This is a genomic window from Ruoffia halotolerans (genome assembly GCF_014049385.1).
Taxonomy (GTDB): Bacteria; Bacillota; Bacilli; order Lactobacillales; family Aerococcaceae; genus Ruoffia; species Ruoffia halotolerans.
The window spans coordinates 16,926-33,712 of record NZ_JACAOA010000025.1; the positions used below are offsets into that span (position 1 = coordinate 16,926).

18 protein-coding genes are annotated in these 16,787 nt (G+C 35.4%); 13 read left to right on the forward strand and 5 right to left on the reverse strand.

From position 1 onward, the window contains the following. Nucleotides 1-13: 13 nt before the first annotated feature. Nucleotides 14-787 carry a tRNA pseudouridine(38-40) synthase TruA gene (truA, locus tag HW423_RS08790; protein WP_218931543.1) on the forward strand — a complete coding sequence of 258 codons (774 nt, stop codon included), beginning with the start codon at nt 14-16 and terminating at the stop codon, nt 785-787. Nucleotides 788-870: 83 nt separating this feature from the next. Here the strand turns inward: truA and HW423_RS08795 are convergent, their stop codons facing one another. Then, a complete protein-coding gene (locus HW423_RS08795) occupies nt 871-1,380 on the reverse strand; it encodes a hypothetical protein (protein ID WP_218931544.1) in 510 nt (169 codons plus the stop codon). Nucleotides 1,381-1,517: 137 nt separating this feature from the next. On the opposite strand from HW423_RS08795, the gene HW423_RS08800 reads away from it, so the two are divergent. Further along, nucleotides 1,518-2,168, forward strand: a complete 651-nt coding sequence (locus tag HW423_RS08800) for a hypothetical protein (protein WP_218931545.1) — start codon at nt 1,518-1,520, stop codon at nt 2,166-2,168. 60 nt (nt 2,169-2,228) lie between these two features. On the opposite strand, the gene thrC is transcribed toward HW423_RS08800, so the two are convergent. Further along, nucleotides 2,229-3,710, reverse strand: a complete 1,482-nt coding sequence (gene thrC, locus HW423_RS08805; protein ID WP_218931546.1) for a threonine synthase — start codon at nt 3,708-3,710, stop codon at nt 2,229-2,231. Between the two features lie 223 nt (nt 3,711-3,933). Between thrC and HW423_RS08810 the strand changes: the two genes are divergently transcribed. The 3 genes from HW423_RS08810 to HW423_RS08820 all read left to right on the forward strand — a co-directional run bounded on the left by HW423_RS08810 (nt 3,934) and on the right by HW423_RS08820 (nt 7,283). Then, nucleotides 3,934-4,329: a DUF3224 domain-containing protein gene (locus HW423_RS08810; protein ID WP_218931547.1), complete on the forward strand. Its 396-nt coding sequence runs from the start codon at nt 3,934-3,936 to the stop codon at nt 4,327-4,329. 76 nt (nt 4,330-4,405) lie between these two features. Then, nucleotides 4,406-5,884, forward strand: a complete 1,479-nt coding sequence (locus tag HW423_RS08815) for a phosphate:AMP phosphotransferase (RefSeq protein ID WP_218931548.1) — start codon at nt 4,406-4,408, stop codon at nt 5,882-5,884. A gap of 229 nt (nt 5,885-6,113) precedes the next feature. Then, nucleotides 6,114-7,283: an ABC transporter substrate-binding protein gene (locus tag HW423_RS08820; RefSeq protein ID WP_218931549.1), complete on the forward strand. Its 1,170-nt coding sequence runs from the start codon at nt 6,114-6,116 to the stop codon at nt 7,281-7,283. Nucleotides 7,284-7,397: 114 nt separating this feature from the next. Here HW423_RS08820 and HW423_RS08825 read toward each other — a convergent pair whose 3' ends face one another. Further along, the gene (locus tag HW423_RS08825; protein ID WP_218931550.1) at nt 7,398-8,369 is read right to left on the reverse strand and encodes a lactate/malate family dehydrogenase; all 972 of its coding nucleotides are present in this window, start codon (nt 8,367-8,369) and stop codon (nt 7,398-7,400) included. Between the two features lie 481 nt (nt 8,370-8,850). Between HW423_RS08825 and HW423_RS08830 the strand changes: the two genes are divergently transcribed. The 6 genes from HW423_RS08830 (at nt 8,851) to HW423_RS08855 (ending at nt 14,276) form a co-directional block, all read left to right on the forward strand. Continuing rightward, nucleotides 8,851-10,014, forward strand: a complete 1,164-nt coding sequence (locus tag HW423_RS08830; protein WP_218931551.1) for an ABC transporter substrate-binding protein — start codon at nt 8,851-8,853, stop codon at nt 10,012-10,014. A 276-nt stretch (nt 10,015-10,290) separates the two neighbouring features. Further along, complete coding sequence (locus HW423_RS08835; protein ID WP_218931552.1) at nt 10,291-11,169, forward strand: branched-chain amino acid ABC transporter permease; 879 nt, start codon at nt 10,291-10,293, stop codon at nt 11,167-11,169. A gap of 8 nt (nt 11,170-11,177) precedes the next feature. Beyond that, complete coding sequence (locus HW423_RS08840; RefSeq protein WP_218931553.1) at nt 11,178-12,149, forward strand: branched-chain amino acid ABC transporter permease; 972 nt, start codon at nt 11,178-11,180, stop codon at nt 12,147-12,149. After that, complete coding sequence (locus HW423_RS08845) at nt 12,146-12,922, forward strand: ABC transporter ATP-binding protein (RefSeq protein ID WP_218931554.1); 777 nt, start codon at nt 12,146-12,148, stop codon at nt 12,920-12,922. Before HW423_RS08840 ends, HW423_RS08845 begins: the two co-directional genes overlap by 4 nt. Beyond that, nucleotides 12,922-13,626, forward strand: coding sequence for an ABC transporter ATP-binding protein (locus tag HW423_RS08850; RefSeq protein ID WP_218931555.1), 705 nt, complete (start codon nt 12,922-12,924; stop codon nt 13,624-13,626). The genes HW423_RS08845 and HW423_RS08850 overlap by 1 nt, the downstream gene beginning before the upstream one ends. A gap of 2 nt (nt 13,627-13,628) precedes the next feature. Next, entirely contained in the window at nt 13,629-14,276 is a 648-nt protein-coding gene (locus HW423_RS08855) for a CBS domain-containing protein (protein ID WP_218931556.1), read from the forward strand. Between the two features lie 54 nt (nt 14,277-14,330). Here HW423_RS08855 and HW423_RS08860 read toward each other — a convergent pair whose 3' ends face one another. Beyond that, a complete protein-coding gene (locus HW423_RS08860; protein ID WP_218931557.1) occupies nt 14,331-14,801 on the reverse strand; it encodes a glutathione peroxidase in 471 nt (156 codons plus the stop codon). A gap of 28 nt (nt 14,802-14,829) precedes the next feature. Continuing rightward, nucleotides 14,830-15,543, reverse strand: coding sequence for a YebC/PmpR family DNA-binding transcriptional regulator (locus tag HW423_RS08865; RefSeq protein WP_218931558.1), 714 nt, complete (start codon nt 15,541-15,543; stop codon nt 14,830-14,832). A 729-nt stretch (nt 15,544-16,272) separates the two neighbouring features. On the opposite strand from HW423_RS08865, the gene HW423_RS11330 reads away from it, so the two are divergent. After that, the gene (locus HW423_RS11330) at nt 16,273-16,536 is read left to right on the forward strand and encodes a YdcF family protein (RefSeq protein WP_218931559.1); all 264 of its coding nucleotides are present in this window, start codon (nt 16,273-16,275) and stop codon (nt 16,534-16,536) included. Continuing rightward, a complete protein-coding gene (locus tag HW423_RS11335; protein WP_218931560.1) occupies nt 16,533-16,709 on the forward strand; it encodes a YdcF family protein in 177 nt (58 codons plus the stop codon). Before HW423_RS11330 ends, HW423_RS11335 begins: the two co-directional genes overlap by 4 nt. The last annotated feature ends 78 nt before the right edge of the window (nt 16,710-16,787 follow it).

A 16,787-nucleotide genomic window follows, 5' to 3' on the forward strand; every position in this document is an offset into this window, starting at 1 on the left:
GGAGGTAAACTGAATGACGACACGTTATGCGTTAAAAATTCAATATGACGGCACTAACTATGTCGGCTATCAAGTGCAGCCAAATGGGCCATCGATACAAGAAGCTTTGCAAAAGGCCTTACATATAATGGCAAAGGCTAAACCTGGGGAATTAATTAAGAATTCAACATCGGGAAGAACTGATTCTGGTGTTCATGCACTCGGACAAGTCATCCATGTCGATTATCCAGCTAAAATACAACCTAATTCAATGCGTAAGGCATTGAACAGTATCTTAGACCAATCTATTCGAATCGTCGATGTAGCGCAAGTATCGGATGAATTTCATGCTCGCTATCATGCCATCGGTAAAGAGTATCAATATCGGATAGATATTAATGAATTTCCTGATCCGTTCAAGCGATTATACACGAGTCATCATCCGTATGCTTTTGATTTGGAACGAATTCAAGAGGCGCTTAAGATTATTGTTGGTGAACATGATTTTACAAGTTTTTGCTCTACGAAAACTGACAGCGAGAATAAAGTGCGCCATGTGTTAGAAGCTGAAGCTTGGATAGATGAAGCGAAGAATGAATTAGTCTTCCGATTTTATGGAAAAGGTTTTTTATACAATATGGTTCGTATACTTGTTGGAACACTCCTTCAAATTGGAGATGGCTTAAAGCCAGTGGATGAGATGCAAAGGCTATTAGAAGTAAAAGACCGAAATGAAGCGGGACCAACAGCGCCACCGAATGGCCTGTTCTTAATGCGTGTTGATTATGAAGTGGATCCATTTAAATAACTTTCTAACTGACCTATGAGTGAAGCTCATAGGTTTTTTATTCACAAAAAAATTCCTGACTGAAATATTAGCCAGGAACAAAATTATTTAGAATATTGAAAAACTTCTCTAGGTGTTCCGTCTTCAATGATAATATCACCGCAATGTTGAAAACCAAATTTATCGATTAAAGCGATCATAGAAGTATTCTTTCGATGTGTATCGATTTTTATATTGTCGTAATGATCTATGACATACTGCATACAAAAGCTTCCGGCACCATTAATCTGTTGATTAGAAGCAATTCGGTGAATAGTAACATAAGGACGATCATTCAGCCACTCGCCATTGATCTCTTGATAGGTTGGATCTTCGCCACTTTGAATACACATTGTAGCAACAATTGTTTCCTCTGGTAAGTCCGTTTGGTCCTGATCGTCTATCACACAAACGTAACTATGGTTATTTAAGATATCAGTTTCAATATCACTAGCTGCCGGATAATGATTTGGCCATTGAATATTGTTCCCATTCTTTCTTTGTAATTGTCTGCCGTATTCAATCACTTTCATAACTTCAGGAATTTCACTTTTCTTCGTTTGTCTTATGTACATTATTACCCTCTTTTCGATTTTTGTGGTATGTTTATAAAGTATTAAAAATTAATTTACCCATTTAAACATTCAATTAATATTTATTAAATGGTATTATATGAGTAGCTAATTATTAGTATAATTAAGGAGAGAAATTAATGCAATATATTACTGAGAACCAAGCAATCCGTTTAGCCGCTGATTATATCAAAGATCCAGCCCAAAAATATATCGTTTATAATATCCGTCGTCGTAATTACTTATTACACGATTATTATAAATACTTCTTCCGTTTTAGCCGTCGTGAATCAGTTTGGAATACACCATTGTTTAATATTGAAGACATTGCATCAGATTTAACCAATGAAGAAACAGTTGCGAAAGAAATCTTTGCAACTATCAACAAAAATGTGGATGATACGTTAAGTTTAAAACATAAGAAAGATTTTTCACTTAAAGATTGTGAAGTATTATTAAACTATTACTTTAATGGTAAAACTTATATCGCATTCTACGATTATTATTTAGGTCGCGTTGTATTAATTAAAGAACGTGATAAATCGAATGATTTCGGTGAATTAATCGGAAGTCGATACCAATTAATCGGTAACTTGCATACCATTATTAATAAATCAATTGAACTTTCGGATGGCTTACTAGAAAGATTTATGAGTGAGTTAATCAATGATTTTACACCAATTAGAGAAATTGATGGTTTTGAAGAGTTAAACACAACGCTTCATGCATATATCGTTGAAGAAATTAGTAAAATTGACTCATGGGTTAAAGAAGAAAAAACAAAAGCATAATCATATAAGAAAAGGCAGAAGAACATGAAGTACTTCTGCCTTTTGTGTATCTACCATTACTTATTTTGCAATACTTCGAACAAATTCGCGCATGTCAGAAACCTCTATAGTAGTATCGTGTAATCTTTCTGCCTCTAGTAAACCTTCAATTGCTGGTGGATACGGGATATTTGATAATTCATTTAATTTATCTAAAAGTTCTTGATCTGTTAATGTTTCAGCTTCAACACCAAGCGCAACTAAAACAGCCTCAGGAAATTTGTAAGGGCTGGCTGTTGAAACAATAACAGCAGGGTTCGTTGAAAGGCCTTCTTGGTTGAGATTGCGCCATGCTCTAGAAGCCACTGCTGTGTGGGTATCCATAATATAGCCGGTTTTTCTGTAAACAATATTAATTTCCTCTTTAGTTTGAGCTTCGGTCACATAGTCAGATAGGAAAATTGAAAAATGTGCCTGCTCCTCGTCTGTTAAAGTGTAGTGACCCTTTGTATCTAATTGTTCCATTAAGTCGCTTAAACGCTCGCTATCTTCATTTACAGCATGATAGACAAGACGTTCTAAATTACTAGAAACTAGAATGTCCATCGAAGGAGAAATCGTTAATATAAAGTCACGTTGACGATTATATTCCCCGTCTTGGAAGAAATCATAAAGCACTTTATTATCATTTGAAGCACACAGTAGTTTACCAATCGGTAGACCTGAACGTTTAGCGTAGTAACCAGCGAGTATATTACCAAAATTCCCTGTAGGTACACTAAAATCAATTTCACTGCCTGCATCAATCTTCCCTTGCTTCACAAGTTGAGCGTAAGCATAAAAATAATACACAATTTGCGGGACTAAACGGCCGATATTCATAGAATTTGCTGAAGAAAATTGGCTGTCAGACGATTGAAGTTCATCACGCAGAACTGAATCATTAAATAAGTTTTTCACTTCAGTTTGGGCATCATCAAAGTTTCCAACGATAGAAACTACATGTGTATTATCTCCTGTTTGCGTAAGCATCTGTTGCTCCTGAATGGAACTCACACCACCCTTAGGATAGAAGACGATGATTTTAGTTCCGGGAACATCTGAGAATCCAGCCATTGCTGCTTTACCAGTATCACCAGAGGTCGCCGTTAAGATTAGGATATCATTGTAATTATTATTAATCTCAGCAGAAGTTTTCATTAAGTGGGGTAATATCGATAAGGCCATATCTTTAAAAGCAATCGTTGATCCATGGAATAATTCCAGGTGATAATGCTTTACATCAATATCTACTACCGGTGCAATCACTTCTGTGTCAAATTTATTATCATATGCTAATTCAATACAACGTTTTAGCTGCTCGTCCGAGAAGTCGGATAGAAATGGTTTTAAAATAAAGTGAGCCATTTCTTGATAGGTATATTGACTGAGTATTTCCCAATTTAAGTCAAAACTTGGGAAGGATTCAGGAACGTATAAACCACCATCGGTAGCAAGTCCTTGGAGTATAGCTTGAGAGGGTGTTACGATGTTTTTCGAGTTACGGGTACTTTTATAATTCATATTCTCACCTTTTTCTCATTTTATATCATTCAAATTATACTGAATAAGTTTACTTTCAGCAATGTTTAATTAAAAATTCAATAGAATTATATAAAAGTACATAATTGAGTTTGGAAATGAAATCAATTACAATGTCAGTAAAATAGTTTTTTCAACGAGTGTGTATATTAGAACTTAATGTGGAATAATGCTAAAATGTACGAAATAAGAAAGGATGATCGCCATGTTAGTGTCAACAACTGGAAAAGTAAAAAGAGACTTTAAACAAAATATTTTGACAGATAATAAAGATAAAGTCATCACTGTTTGGAATGTAAGTTATGAGATTAGAAGTAAGGAAATTACGGGAACGATTGAAGCTAATTATCTAACACATCAATCAGAAGCCGACGTTACTCCAGAATTAATACGTGGTTTTGCAGAATTTCAAGGCACCATCGATGGTAAGCAGGGAAGCTTCACAGCTCAGGAAGATGGTCGGGTACAAAATAATATCTTGAAAATCAACGGTAGAATTATTGATGCGAGTGAAGAACTAAGTATGTTAGTCGGTCGTTACGACTATGATGGTATTCTTTCGGAAAGTGTTTACGAAATTGATTTTGATATTGAGTTTTAAGTAGGAAAGTTGGCACTTTTTTAACAATCATCTTAAATTTGTTGGACTAAGTATCATGAAAGGAAGAGGAAAGTGTATGTTAAAAAAATATGATTTCGATGATATTGATGATCGCTATGACAATTTTAAACGGTCGAATCTAGGGGAAGAAATTGATAAGTTACAAAGAATCGTCCAAAGATTAAAGATACCTGTGCTCATCCTAGTGGATGGTTGGGAGAGCTCAGGTAAGGGAGACATTATTAATGATTTAACGAGAGAATTAGACCCGCGTTATGTCAAAGTTGAACTATTTGACAGTCGTTCTGATGTTGATTATCTACATCCAAGCGTGTGGCGTTTTTGGCAAAAACTACCAAGTCACGAAGAAGTCGTCGTATTTGATCAAAGTTTTTACTCACAGGTTATGAATAAAGATGAACGATCGAGTGATAAATTAAAGCAAAGAACTGAAGAATTATTAAACTTAGAACATATGCTTCTGGATGATGGCACTATTGTTATTAAATTCTTTTTACATATTAAAGAAAAAACCCAAAGTAAAAATATAGAAGCCTTAGAAGATTCTAAATTCCGACAATTTTTACTATCAGATAATGATTATAAACAAAACAAAAATTATGAAGAATATTTAGAATGGTTTGATAAAGTCTTAAAGAAAACAGATGTGCCTGAAAGTCCATGGAATATAATTAATGCAGAAGACAGAAAGTTAGCAGCTAAGACTGTTTTAGGTATTACGCTCGAAGAAATCACATCAGGGATTGAACGAGTGACTTTAGCAAGAGAACGAGCAGATAAATCGGATCGTAATTATTATTTAGAAGATACCCAGTTAGATGAGTTTGATTTATCTAAGACAATCTCAGATAAAGAGTACGACAAAGAATTAGAAACTTTACAAAAGGAAGCTGCTGATTTAGTATATGAATGTTATACGAAAGATATTGCTATTATTACTGCTTTTGAAGGGGTAGATGCGGCTGGTAAGGGTGGAGCAATCCAAAGATTGACGCGCCATATTGATCCTCGAAGTTATACGATTCATGGAATTAAAGCACCGACAGATTTAGAGAATAGCTATCATTATTTATGGCGTTTTTGGACCAAATTCCCTAAAGATGGAGACATGGCCATCTTTGACCGAAGCTGGTATGGTCGTGTTCTCGTTGAACGGATCGAAGGTTTTGCTTCAGAGTCCGAATGGGAACGCGCTTATGATGAGATTAATCATACGGAAAAAGTATTAACAGATCACGGAAGTATTGTGATGAAATTCTTTATGTATATTGATGAAGATGAGCAAAAAGAGCGTTTCGAAGATCGCCAAGAAGAACCAGATAAGAATTATAAAATTACCGAAGATGATTGGCGCAATCGAAGCCAGTGGGATGAATATATTGCTGCTTATGAAGAGATGCTAGATCGTACCCATACGGCTAATGCTCCGTGGTATATTGTTGCGACTAATCAAAAGAAATTTGCCAGAATTGAAGTATTAAAGCTCTTTATTAATCATATTAAAGAGCATTTAAGTGAGTTACCAGAGTCATAAGCATCAAAATTATAACTTAATATTAATTTAAAATGAGAAAAAGTGTTGTCTTTTCTCATTTTATTATATAAAATATAATTTAGAATACAGATTTTATAAAAAGAGGAGGGTAATAATGGGAGATACAGAAAGCAACTTACAATTAGATAACGACAGTCGATTAATGGTGGCAGGCCTATTATTACTCGGCCTGCCGGAAACATTTAACTTATAAAATTTGGAGGAAATTATGAATATTAAAATTAAACAAATCGGAAAACACATTATTACAGGAGTCACTATAGCATCTGCACTTCTATCACCAGTCTTAACTTCAGCACAAGATACCGTAAAAATTGGTGCTAACTATGAATTATCCGGGGACGCTGCGTCTTATGGGACTCAAATGTTAGAAGGTTTAGAGTTAGCTGTTGAAGAAGTGAATGCCAATGGTGGAGTACTTGATGGTCAAGAAATTGAGATCGTGAGTTATGATAATCAAAGTAACGTGACTGAGTCTGCATCTGTTGCTCAAAGGTTAGTAGCTGAAGGAGTTGTTGGAGTGGTCGGACCGGCAACAACAGGGAACACAGAGGCGCAACTGCCAATTTTCACAGAGGCGAACATTCCAATGGTATCTCCATCAGCAACCGATGATGACATTACTTTCGATTCAGCAGGAGATGTTTTAGAATATTTCTTTAGAGTATGTTTCAATAACTCATATCAAGGTAGTGCCGGTGCAACTTTTGCTGCTGAAGATTTAAGTGCAACAAATGCAATCGTATTTGTCGATCAATCTTCGGATTATTCTCGCGGATTAGCTGATAACTTTAATTCTGAATTTGAAAGTCGTGGTGGAACAATTGTTAATGAAGATTCATTTACAGCTGGTGACACAGACTTTTCTGCCATTCTAACAACAGCGTTGACACAAGACTTTGATGTTATTTATATTCCAGCATATTATACTGAAGCAGGATTAATTATTAAACAAGCCCGCGAGATGGGTATTGAACAACCAATTATTGGACCTGACGGATTCTCAAGTGAAGTTTTATTAGACCTTGCTGGAACAGAGAACGCAAACGATATCTACTATACTGACCACTTCTCAAACGAAAGTGAAGAAGAGTCGGTTCAAGATTTCCTTACTGCCTTTGAAGAGAAGTACGGCAAAGAGGGTGGAACATGGAATGCGCTAGGTTATGATGCAGCAATGCTAATTATTGATGCAATCGAGCGTAGCGGTTCAACAGATCCCCAAGCGATTACAGATGCAATGGCTGATACAATAGAATTTGCAGGAGTGACAGGAACATTCGCGATTGATGAAAACCATAACCCAGTTAAACCAACGGTTATGATTCAACTACAAGAAGGCGAAATAGTATCGGCTGAGAACGTATCAGCAGAATAACAAGTATTATATACACGCAGAAGGCATTGTCCTTCTGCGTTTTTAGTGTAAAAATATAATATTCAATACAAAAAAGCTGAGATGTAAATACCTCTCAGCCGGAATAGTTAATGATTATAGTAATGATTCTGCTAAATCAATCGAAGCACGAATACTTTCAGCTGAGACATTTAATTTCTCAGTTTCCCATTCATTTAATGGCACTTCAAAACGTTTAGTCCAACCTTGACGTGTAATCACCGTAGGTGTACTAAATGCCACAGGTCGTTTTGTATTGTATTCTCCATCGAGTAACGGTGTACTAACCGGATAAATTGAATGTTCATCCAAGAGAATTGCACGAGCTAGTTCAATCGATGATTGCGCCACTGCCGCGTTTGTAACTCCGAATTTGTTATCGAATACTTCATAAGCTGCTTGAACTACTTTTTCTTGAACTTCATCAGCAGTTAACGGTTTAATATCAGGAAAATGCTTTGATAATTGGTCATAAGGAATACCAGCAACACTTAAACGGCTTAAGATTGGTACAGCACTATAACCATGCTCACCCATCATGTATCCACTGACTGATTTAGGATCAACGTTGTAATGCTTACCGATGATATAACGTAATCTTGCAGAATCTAACATGCATCCAGTACTCATCATACGTTCTTTTGGATATGAGAATTCATTCGCAGCCATATAAATGACAGTATCAGCTGGATTCGTAATAAAGATAATAATTGCTTCTTGAGTGACTTCACTAATGTTTTTCATAATTGAACGAATAATTGAAGCATTGTTCGTTATTAATTGTTGACGGTCCGCTGGCACTTCACCTTTGGGATAGACGTGTGTTGCTGATACGATGATGACATCCGCATCACTCAAATCATTATAAGCATTTGATGAATAGATGTTGACGTTTGGACGAGAAAGTAATCCAGTTGCATGATCTTGGTCTAAAGCTTCACCGAAAGCTAGTTCTTCTCTAGAATCTACAACAACAATGTCTCCAAATAAGTTAGAAGAACTTGCGTATGCTAAGACATGCTCTCCTACGTGCCCAACTCCGATAATCCCTAATTTTTGTGACTTCATTTTCAAGCTCCTTTAAATTAAAATTTTAATAATATTCTTATTTAAACATATAAAAACCGTTTTTTAAAGAAATAATTAATATATAGTGTATTATATGAGTATAATTTAGCAAATTACACTATTATATGAAAAGTGAATGAGATTACAGTTAAATAATTGTTGACTTAATCTAATTAATCGTTTATTATAAACCTAACAACAAAAGATGAGAGGGAATCACATGAAGAAAAGTGTATTAAACGTTCAAAATATTATTATTAGCATTATCATTAGATAGTGTTTGTAGCTAGATGATTAGGTGCAAACACGGCTTCGGTTGTTTGTATCTATGAGGTGCTAGTTATTTTGATGCCCACATAGATTGATATCTAGAGTGGGAATATTTGATGCACTTTTTTAAAGTGAGCCAAAAAACCTGACCTAGATAATCTGTCTAGGTCAGGTTTTTTGTTGAAAAATTATTCCTGAGGAGGAGTACAAAATGAAATTAAGAAAATTAGCGTTGTCATTATTAACAGGATTAGCAGTCGGGTCGAGTTTATTAGGAGCAGGTCAAGTATTAGCGCAAGATACTGTAAAAATCGGTGGAAACTTTGAATTAACTGGAGATGCAGCGGCTTACGGAACGCCCATGTCAGAGGCGGCAAAATTAGCAGTTAAAGAAGTAAATGAAAATGGTGGAGTATTAGGTGGTAAGGTTGAATATGTAGAGTATGATAATACATCAGATTTAACTGAAGCTGCCTCAGTTGCTCAACGATTAGCATCTGAAGATGTTGTCGGAATTGTAGGACCAGCAACAACAGGTGACTCTAACGCACAAATACCAGTCATTCAAGAAGCAGCAGTTCCAGCAATTTTACCAGCAGCAACTGGGAATGGTATGACATTAGACGATAACGGTGATGTGTATGAGTATTTATTCCGTGTAGCATTTGAAGATGCATTCCAAGGCCGTGCGGCAGCAAAATATGTTACTGAAACATTAGGTGCACAAACAGCAGCATTATTCGTTGACCAATCTACGGACTATGCGACAGGTCTAGAGCAGGCATTTACTGAAGAGTTTGAAGCTTTAGGAGGACAAGTTGTTACAACTGAATCATTCCAATCAGGCGATACTGATTTTACAGCGTCGTTAACATCATTACTATCTCAAGAGTTTGATGTACTTTATGTACCTGGTTACTATACAGAAGTTGGTTTATTAATTAAACAAGCACGTGAATTAGGAATTACACAACCAATTGTCGGAGGGGACGGTTTAGGTAACCAAACTTTAGTTGACTTAGCAGGTGCAAGTAACGTTAATGATGTTTATTATACAGCTCACTATTCTCCATTAAGTGACGACGAAGATTTACAAGATTTTTTAACAAAGTTTGAAGAAGAATATGGTAAACAAGCGGATCAATTTGCAGTGTTAAGTTATGATGCGACAATGTTATTATTAGATGCCCTTGAGCGTGCTGGATCAGCAGATCGACAAGCAGTTACGGATGCTTTAGCGGCGACTGAAACATTTAAAGGTTTAACAGGTACATTCTCAATTGACGAAGATCATAACCCAGTTAAAGAAGTTTTAATGTTGCAATTAACAAATGGTGAAGTTGCAAACGTAGAAGCTGTTAATGTCGGTGAATAGTAACGTGTTTAACACATAGACTGTAGGTTATTAACAAGCTTGTTATTAGCCCACAGTCTCTTTATTAGAATTAAATTAGAATAAAGGGATGATAAAATGATTTAAAAAAACTTTAATATAAAAGGATAAAGGAAGATTTAAGGATCGATTACATTTGATTTTCAAGTGTAATTATTAGAGAAAAACTAATTCATTTAATAAAACCGGTTGTAAAATTAGAAAGTCTATATTATACTCTTATAAATTATTAAATTTTAACAAGAAAGGAATTTTATTATGCAACTATTTTTGCAGCAACTAGTAAATGGTGTTGCTTTAGGTAGTATATACGCATTGATGGCCCTAGGTTATACAATGGTATATGGTACGATTAAACTAATTAACTTTGCACATGCCGATGTATTTATGATGGGTGCCTTTGTAGGGTATTACTTAGTCACAGTTTTAGAGATGAACTTATTTTTAGCAATGATTATTGCTATGATATTTTGTGCAATATTAGGAGTCGTCATTGAGCGTGTTGCATATAAGCCTTTACGAAATTCAACTCGTGTAGCTTCTTTGATTACAGCAATTGGTGTGTCTTATTTTCTACAGAATATTATGATTTATTTCTTAGGACCGGAAGTTAGATCATTTCCGTCACCACTTGAGACTTCAATCTATCGTATTGGAAATATTGTAATTAACTCTAAACAAATTTTAGTATTTGTTATTACAGTAATTTTAATGATTGTACTATACTTAATCGTGCAACGTTCAAAAATGGGGAAAGCAATGCGAGCTGTAGCTGTAGATTCTGAAGCGTCACAGTTAATGGGGATTGATGTTAACCGCGTTATTTCCTTTACATTCGCCTTAGGTTCAGGACTTGCAGGTATTGCTGGTGTCCTAGTTGGGGTTTATTATAATTCAATCTCTCCTGGTATGGGTACAGCCTTAGGTCTGAAAGCCTTCGTAGCCGCGGTTGTTGGAGGTGTTGGGTCAATCCCTGGAGCAATGGTTGGAGGGTATGTCATTGGTATTCTAGAAACAATCGTTACTTTCATGGGTGGATCAATGTATAAAGATGCTGTAGTTTATGGATTATTAATTGTTATCTTGCTGGTACTTCCTTCAGGGTTGTTCGGTAAGAATGTTAAAGAGAAAGTTTAGGTGAGAACATGCAAAGAATACATTTACGAAGTATATCATGGTTAGCGCTAGCGCTCTTTGGTTTTGCGGCAATCTACTTTCTAACTACAACAGGCGTTATTAATCCATTCTACCGAATTACATTAATGACAATTATGTTGAATGTTATTTATGCAGCAGGTTTAAACCTTATCTTAGGAGTCGCCGGTCAATTCTCATTAGGACATGCCGGTTTTATTGCTATTGGAGCTTATTCAGCTGCCATCTTTACAAAAGAAATGGACAATAGTACATTAGGTTTATTTGTTGGGATTGCAGTCGGAATGGTCATTGCAATGATCGTGGCATTATTAGTTGGTGTCCCTACTTTAAGACTGAAGGGTGACTACTTAGCAATCGCAACACTTGGTGTTAGTGAGATTATCCGTGTTCTAATTAACAATTTACGTGATATTACAAATGGTCCAGCCGGAATTAGTGGTATTCCATTAGTAACAACTTGGGAGTTAGTTTATATCTTCTTAATTGTCATTGTAATGATTATTGTATGTTATACATATAGTAGTAGTGGACGTGCCACTTTAGCAATCAATCAAAACGAAATTGCTGCTGAGGCTATGGGCGTGAGAGTGACTAAATATAAAGTTATGGCGTTTGTTATTGGAGCAATGACAGCAGCTGTGGGTGGGTCACTTCAAGCGACATTCATTGGTATTGTAACGCCAAGTGATTACACATTTAACCGTTCAATTGATGTGTTAATTATTGTCGTATTTGGTGGTATTGGTAGTTATACTGGTACTTTCATTGCAGCGATATTATTAGGATTACTTAACTTACTCCTCCAAGACTATGGTCAATTGCGTATGGTTATTTATGCCGTTGCCTTAGTGCTAATTATGATCTTCCGTCCAGGAGGTTTATTAGGAACTTGGGAATTCAAATTTGGTAGCATTGTGAATAGATTATTTGGACGTAAAGATAAGGAGGCAGTTTTATGAGTCTATTAGAAGTCGAAAAATTAACAAAAAACTTCGGTGGATTAGCGGCCGTATCAAATGTTTCCTTAGAGTTAAACGAAGGTGAATTAGTTGGATTAATTGGCCCAAACGGAGCAGGTAAGACAACATTTTTCAACCTTTTAACGGGCGTATATAAACCAACAGAAGGAACAATTAAATTAAAAGTTGATGGCGAAATGAAAGAACTAAATGGTAAGCGACCAGATAAAATTAACGGAATGGGCTTAGCAAGAACATTCCAAAATATACGCTTGTTCCCAGATATGACCGTACTTGAAAATGTTCAAGTAGCGATGCACCGAGAAGATGGGAATTCAATATTCTCAAGTATTTTTAGAACATCTGCTTATTATGAAACAGAAAAAAATATGCGAGAGGAAGCTTTTGAGTTGCTTTCAATCTTTAATTTGGCTAAACATGCTGATGATAAAGCGAGAAACTTAGCATATGGGCAACAAAGACGATTAGAAATTGTACGTGCGTTAGCAACTAAACCAAAAATATTATTTTTAGATGAGCCAGCAGCCGGAATGAATCCGAATGAAACCGCTGATTTAACATCATTAATTGCGCAAATCCGTGAGCAATTTAACTTGACGATTGTGTTAATTGAACACGATATGTCTCTAGTAATGGATATTTGCCAAAGAATTTATGTACTGGAATATGGACGATTGATTGCTGAAGGTACACCGAAAGAAATTCAATCCAACGAAGATGTTGTTCGTGCATACTTAGGAGGGGATAATTAATGTTAAAAGTAAATAATCTCCAAGTAAACTATGGAATGATTAACGCGGTTCGTAACGTGAGCTTTGAAGTTAATGAAGGTGAAATTGTTACTTTAATCGGAGCCAACGGGGCGGGTAAATCAACAATTCTTAGAACAATATCTGGTCTAGTTAACCCTGCCGGAGGATCCATTGAATATGAAGGTAAAGACTTAGAGAGATATTCACCTAAAAAGATTGTTGAAGCAGGAATCTCTCAAGTACCTGAAGGCCGGCATGTATTTAAAGGTTTAAGTGTTAAAGAGAATTTAGAATTAGGTGCGTTTTTACGTAAGGATAAAGACCAAATTGAAGAAGATTTACAAAACGTTTATAAACGTTTCCCAGTATTAAGTGAACGACTGAAACAAGACGCATCAACTTTATCTGGTGGGGAGCAACAAATGTTAGCTATGGGTCGTGCCTTAATGTCTAAACCTAGATTATTATTATTAGATGAACCTTCAATGGGTCTCGCACCGATTTTCATTAAAGAAATCTTTAGTATTATTGAATCTATCCAAAAACAGGGAACAACCGTGCTTTTAATTGAACAAAATGCTAAAATGGCATTGCAGATAGCTACACGAGGCTACGTGTTAGAGACGGGTAAAGTTGTTTTATCTGGATCTGGAGAAGAGTTATTAGCAAGTGATGAAGTTCAAAAAGCATATTTAGGAGGATAAAAATGTACGTAAAAGATTATATGTCAGCAGAATTAATTACGATTACTCCTCAGACTTCAGTGACTGAGGCTCAAGATTTATTACGCAAACATGATATTAACCGTCTACCAGTCTTAAAAAACGACAAACTCGTTGGTCTAGTGACTAAAGATTTAATTAATCGTAACTTACCATCGAACACGACAAGTTTAAGTCGTAATGAAATTAACTACTTATTAGAGAAAACCACTGCAGAAGATATTATGGCTACAAAATTACACTCAGTGAATCCAGATACACTATTGGATCATGCAGCGACAATTATGTCTGAGAATAATTTAGGTGTCTTAGTTGTCTTAGAGAATGACAGATTAGTTGGAGTCATTACAGACAAAGATATCTTTAATGCATTCGTGGATATTTCAGGAACACGCGAACCTGGTACGACTATAGTTGTTGAGTTAGACAAAGACCGTGAAGGTGTGATTGAAGAAATTGGTGACGCCCTAGTTGAGTCAGCTAATAATTTAACTCATATGATTGTTTACTACCATCTTGAAAATTCAATTCGAATTGTCATCAGTGTGAATACAGATAGAGTGCATAATTTAGTTCAAGCTATTGAAAAACGTGGTTATGAAGTTAAATCAGTAACAAAAAAAACAAATTAAGATATAGAGAAAGGCCGCTCCAAACGAAGTTGTTTGGGACGGCCTTTTAAATTTTTATAACAGTTCTTGAATGTCTTTTTTGATACTTATAGGTTTAGTTGTTGGTGGATATCTTTTTACTACCTTACCTTGACGGTCGATTAAAAATTTTGTGAAATTCCATTTAATATCACTGTTAAGTAAGCCACCTTTTTCTTGTTTTAACCATTGGAAGACTGGCTCAGCATTCTTTCTATTGACATCCACTAATTCATTCAATGGAAACGTCACACCAAAATTTATCTCACAGCTTTCTGCCATAGAATCATTGGTTTGATCTTCTTGTTTAAATTGATTGCTCGGAAAGCCAATGACGGTAAAATCTTGTTCTTTGAATTCTTGATAAAGTGCTTCTAGCTCTTCGAATTGAGAATTGAGACCACATTGTGTGGCAGTATTTACAATTAACAAAACGTGATTATTGTAATCATTCAATCGATAGGGATCACCATTGCTTCGAATAAGTGAAAAATCAGGTAGTGGCATAATATCTCCTTCTCTAATTAAAGTGGTCTTATAAATCTACGTTATGATAAACCTTTTGAACATCCTCGTCATCTTCAAGTGCATCAATGAGTTTTTCAAATTGAGCTAAGTCTTCTTTTCCAAGTGTTACTTCTGATTTAGGAAGCATTTCTAATTCAGCAACTTCAAACTTTTCAATTCCGAACGCTTCAAGTGAGTCTTTAATATGGCTGAAATCTGTTGGTTCACCGTAAACAACAACTTGCTCGTCTTCTTGTTGAACGTCACGGACGTCGACATCTGCTTCGAGTAAAGCCATCATTACTTCTTCTGCATCTTGATTTGCAATTACAAACACAGCTGTGTTATCAAATAAATAACTTACTGAGCCACTGACACCCATGTTTCCACCGTTTTTACCGTATAAAGAGCGGACATTTCCAGCAGTTCGATTTACATTATTCGTTAAGGCATCAACGATAATCATTGAACCACTTGGACCGAAGCCTTCATAACGTAATTCTTGGAATTGTTCGTCATCTGAACCTTTTGCTTTATCCACAGCGCGATCGATAATATGTTTAGGTACATCATAAGTCTTTGCACGTTCAATCGCAAATTTTAGTTTTTGGTTTAAATCGGGATCAGGTTCACCTGATTTTGCTGCTGCATAGATTTCAATACCAAATTTTGCATAGACACGGGAAGTATCTTGGTCTTGCTTCGCTTTTTTTTCTCTGATATTCATCCATTTACGTCCCATTAACTTCACTTCTCTTTCTTAGTTTATCTTATATTATTATAACCATAGTTTCTTAAATTGTTAAATAATAAATTGGTGAGTGTCATTAAGATAAAAGTATACACTTAGAATGCGATGTTGACAAGTTTGAGAGTCAAAAGGTTAACAAAGACTTTTTAGTATCTAAAGCATATTTATATTAAAATAATGAAGTATATAAATTATCAATAAAATAAATATAAAAGGGGGCGGCAGGATGTTTTTAACTATATCACTTTCTGTAGTGGTTACGGGACTTATATTTATTTATATCTGGTATAAAGAACCAGGAAGATTAGCCTAAGGCGTTTTCTTTCTCGCTTTTGCTCTATGTTTAGCTTTATTATTATTTTATCTATTGGTGATGTATGAGCAGTTGGCAAGTTTAATTGGTTTAGCCATAGTGTTATTAGCTATCTTATTAATAGGGCTGCTATTAAGGGTTATCGTGGCTTTACCTATAGTGGGATATTGCTAGTTAGACGTGAAGGGTTTAAGTTTCATAATATTTTTCCTTTATTATATTCTGCGGGCTTAATATTTTACATAATGGTGTGGGCGATGGTTCAGATTTCACAGAGCGTACGATTTTAATACGGTTTATATTTATATCTCCTTCTTAATTGTTTTCTTTCTTTTAATTATCAATCTATATTTGATTACAACGGTATTGAATGTAATGCACTTTTCCAAACAAATCTTGATTATCTCGTGGTTGTTGGGGCGGGATTAGATGGGAGAAGGGTTACACCATTATTAGCTAGTCGAGTAAACAAAGCGATTGAATTATATAGGAAGAAGCTTGGTATTAAATTAATCATGACAGGAGGTCAAGGTGAGGATGAAGTGGTTACTGAAGCATCAGCGATGACCAGCTACGCACTTGAAAGAGGAGTACCCGAAGAAGTGATTATCCTAGAGAATCAGGCGACGAATACAGAAGAGAACATCTTATACATTCATAGGCCAAGATGACGTCACAAAAGCCCAAATTCGTGGTTGTAACGAATGCGTATCATGTCTTTAGAGCTTTATTAATTGCTAAAGAAGCAGGTTTAGACTGCATAGGTTATGACTCAAGGACGAAGTGGTATTATACTTTGAATGCGTTTATTCGAGAAATTATTGGTTATTTATACTTTAAATGACGCATGTATGTAAAAATAATATTCACTTTTACAGTGGTGTATATATTGATAAATACGACATTTTTGTTGCTGGTATAA

Bases quoted from the DNA above. Each gene is read 5' to 3' on its own strand.
- truA (WP_218931543.1), top strand. From the start codon at position 14: ATGACGACACGTTATGCGTTAAAAATTCAATATGACGGCACTAACTAT.
- HW423_RS08795 (WP_218931544.1), bottom strand. From the start codon at position 1,380: ATGTACATAAGACAAACGAAGAAAAGTGAAATTCCTGAAGTTATGAAA.
- HW423_RS08800 (WP_218931545.1), top strand. From the start codon at position 1,518: ATGCAATATATTACTGAGAACCAAGCAATCCGTTTAGCCGCTGATTAT.
- thrC (WP_218931546.1), bottom strand. From the start codon at position 3,710: ATGAATTATAAAAGTACCCGTAACTCGAAAAACATCGTAACACCCTCT.
- HW423_RS08810 (WP_218931547.1), top strand. From the start codon at position 3,934: ATGTTAGTGTCAACAACTGGAAAAGTAAAAAGAGACTTTAAACAAAAT.
- HW423_RS08815 (WP_218931548.1), top strand. From the start codon at position 4,406: ATGTTAAAAAAATATGATTTCGATGATATTGATGATCGCTATGACAAT.
- HW423_RS08820 (WP_218931549.1), top strand. From the start codon at position 6,114: ATGAATATTAAAATTAAACAAATCGGAAAACACATTATTACAGGAGTC.
- HW423_RS08825 (WP_218931550.1), bottom strand. From the start codon at position 8,369: ATGAAGTCACAAAAATTAGGGATTATCGGAGTTGGGCACGTAGGAGAG.
- HW423_RS08830 (WP_218931551.1), top strand. From the start codon at position 8,851: ATGAAATTAAGAAAATTAGCGTTGTCATTATTAACAGGATTAGCAGTC.
- HW423_RS08835 (WP_218931552.1), top strand. From the start codon at position 10,291: ATGCAACTATTTTTGCAGCAACTAGTAAATGGTGTTGCTTTAGGTAGT.
- HW423_RS08840 (WP_218931553.1), top strand. From the start codon at position 11,178: ATGCAAAGAATACATTTACGAAGTATATCATGGTTAGCGCTAGCGCTC.
- HW423_RS08845 (WP_218931554.1), top strand. From the start codon at position 12,146: ATGAGTCTATTAGAAGTCGAAAAATTAACAAAAAACTTCGGTGGATTA.
- HW423_RS08850 (WP_218931555.1), top strand. From the start codon at position 12,922: ATGTTAAAAGTAAATAATCTCCAAGTAAACTATGGAATGATTAACGCG.
- HW423_RS08855 (WP_218931556.1), top strand. From the start codon at position 13,629: ATGTACGTAAAAGATTATATGTCAGCAGAATTAATTACGATTACTCCT.
- HW423_RS08860 (WP_218931557.1), bottom strand. From the start codon at position 14,801: ATGCCACTACCTGATTTTTCACTTATTCGAAGCAATGGTGATCCCTAT.
- HW423_RS08865 (WP_218931558.1), bottom strand. From the start codon at position 15,543: ATGGGACGTAAATGGATGAATATCAGAGAAAAAAAAGCGAAGCAAGAC.
- HW423_RS11335 (WP_218931560.1), top strand. From the start codon at position 16,533: ATGACGTCACAAAAGCCCAAATTCGTGGTTGTAACGAATGCGTATCAT.